The sequence below is a fragment of the Pseudomonas sp. ES3-33 genome (genome assembly GCF_000952175.1).
GTDB lineage: Bacteria > Pseudomonadota > Gammaproteobacteria > Pseudomonadales > Pseudomonadaceae > Aquipseudomonas > Aquipseudomonas gregormendelii.
Window position 1 is genome coordinate 1 of sequence record NZ_JZRI01000110.1, and the last position, 2,444, is coordinate 2,444.

General features: G+C 51.5%; 2 protein-coding genes. Both read left to right on the forward strand.

Annotation, left to right across the window (positions count from 1 at the left end):
- Positions 1–508: alpha/beta family hydrolase (locus tag UB23_RS30350; protein WP_330218110.1), on the forward strand; the 508-nt coding region annotated here is incomplete at its 5' end.
- Between the two features lie 859 nt (positions 509–1,367).
- On the forward strand, positions 1,368–1,703 hold the full coding sequence (locus UB23_RS18920; RefSeq protein ID WP_045060827.1) for a hypothetical protein: 336 nt from the start codon (positions 1,368–1,370) through the stop codon (positions 1,701–1,703).
- The last annotated feature ends 741 nt before the right edge of the window (positions 1,704–2,444 follow it).

Consider the following 2,444-nt stretch of genomic DNA (forward strand, 5'->3'; position numbering starts at 1 on the left):
GTATAAAAACACCGAAGACAGCAAGTTAATAGGGCGCGTTGCACAGGTACTTTATGGCCTAAGACATCCTAAATTTTTTTGCTACCTGCTCAACCGCCTTAGATCTCCTGACATTATTAGCTTCAGATGCAAAAACCTTAAGAAAATCATCTCCAAGCTTGCGTCACCCGACGATGCGATAATAATTTCAAGATCTTCCGGAGGCCGAGTAGCATCATTGGTCGCCGACGAATTAAATATAAAGCACCTTATATGTCTTGGTTACCCATTCAAGCACCCGCAAAAAGATGTCGAACCTGAAAGATACTTGCACCTACAATACATAAAGACACCCATACTAATAATTCAAGGCATCAATGACGAGTACGGAGGAGCTGACATACAAGACAAATACAAACTCAGTAAAAAGGTCGAACTTTTTTTTGTGGAGACCAATCATAGTTTCGAAACCAGCATTGAAGATCTGAAAAAAATAACTGACAAGATTAAAGATTGGTCCCACTGCTAAGCATTCAGTGAGACTACTGGTGCCTTGTACGAGTTGTAAGTCATTACGCACTGCAATAAATAGAGACTCGTGACACGTACTTGTACGTCGGTGATGCGTGCTAGCGCCCAACCTAAAGCGCTAGGCGGACCTGCTGGCTATGATGAGCTGGTTTGCCGCGGGTGATCTGAGCCATTTCGTTGCGCGACGGGTCTGAGTAGTAGAGGTGGTTGAGCATCGATTACGGCCGCAGCCTGAGGTTGTTTTAGCAATGTGTTTACTCAACAGTTGAGGCGTCACGGCTGGGGCTTTACGAGTCAGCTACGCCTCTACCGGCATGGTATAGGCCTGGGAAGCATGCGACTGCCCGCGAACATTGTTGTGGTTTACTGACACACCGAACCACCGCTATCCGTGACTCAGTGAATACTCATTGCTGTACCGTCGCTGTTCAGCCAACCCTCCAACTGGTATCTAGTCCATTTCTGATTTCTTTCCTGACTCGCCTCTCTCACAGTCGCCAACGCCTTCGTGCGGCGATTCGGAACTTTCGTACAAAAATTCCGGAAATTTCCTTCAAGTTGTGTCGACCGGCATGAACTGGTGCGAATTGGGCTGATTGGATATTCTTTCGCTGCCACTGTGGATGCAGTGGTAGGGCGTAGGAACCCTTACATGCTCATGACGCATTAGCGCTGTCGTTTGATTGCGGCACTTAATCAGTGTCCGTAAGATCGTTCGCGGCGGCTGTGCGTGGGACACGCTTCGGCGTGACCGAGGTTTCATGAGCACTCGGTTTCCTACATCCTGCGCACGGCTGCCACCCTAGCCCGTAGGAAGGCTGTTGGCAGTTCATATTCATGCTCATGAGATTGAACAAATGAAAAAACTGACTCCGGATCCTCCCTACAAAAAACCAGCTCCCTACCCCGAAAACCGCTTCAAGCCGCTGACCAGCAACTGCGACGACATGCCTACATTGTTCGTCGACACCCAAGCCCCACTCGATGTATTGATCAGCGCTGCCAAGTACCGAATCGAGGCCGTCACCCAGGTACTCGAAAACCTGGCTATGCGCGGCACGATTGAGTGCGAGTCCTTCATCCTCAGTGACTTCGCCCTGCTCTGCGCCATTTCGTTGCGCGATGGCTGTGATGTGCTGGAGGTGGTTGAGCGTCGATTGCGACCGCAACCTCACGCTGTTTTGGTGGCGTGATTAACGCTGGTAGTTGAGGCGTCTCAACAGGCGCCTTCGCGGGCAAGCCTCGCTCCTGCCGACACCTGCTTAGGCTTGGGGTGCGTGGGGTTGCCCGCGAACTTTACCGAACGCCAATCGCGGGATTATGCCCCGCATGATTGCTCAGTCCGAGCCGCTATCCGTGACTCACTGAATGCTCATTGTTGTACCGTCGCTGTTCAGCGAATCCTCCAACCGGCAACTAGTCCTTTTCTGATTTCTTTCCTGACTCGTCTCTCTCACAGTCGCCAACGCTTTCGTGCGGTGATTCGGAATTTTCGTACAAAGATTCCGGAAATTTCCTTCAAGCTGTGTCGACCGGCATGAACTGGTGCGAAGTGCGCTGATTGGATATTCTTTCTCTGCCACTGTGGATGCAGTGGTAGGGCGTAGGAACCCTTGGAGATTCACCGCGCGTCAGTCGTTTGATTGCGGCACGTAACCTGTGTCCGTAAAATCGTTCGCGGCGGCTGTGCGCGGGACACGCTTCGGCGTGGCTGAGTTTGGTGAATCCTCAGTTTCCTACTCCCGCGTACGGCTGCCACCCAAGCCCGTAGGAAAGGCCGGTGGTAGTTCAAATGAATTCACCAAGGGCAAAAAAATGAGAGCACTTCACCCCGACCCACCGTACAAAAAACCACCCCCCTACCCCGAAAACCGCTTCAAGCCGCTCACCAGCAACTGCGACGACATGCCTACATAGATCGGAAGAGCACACGG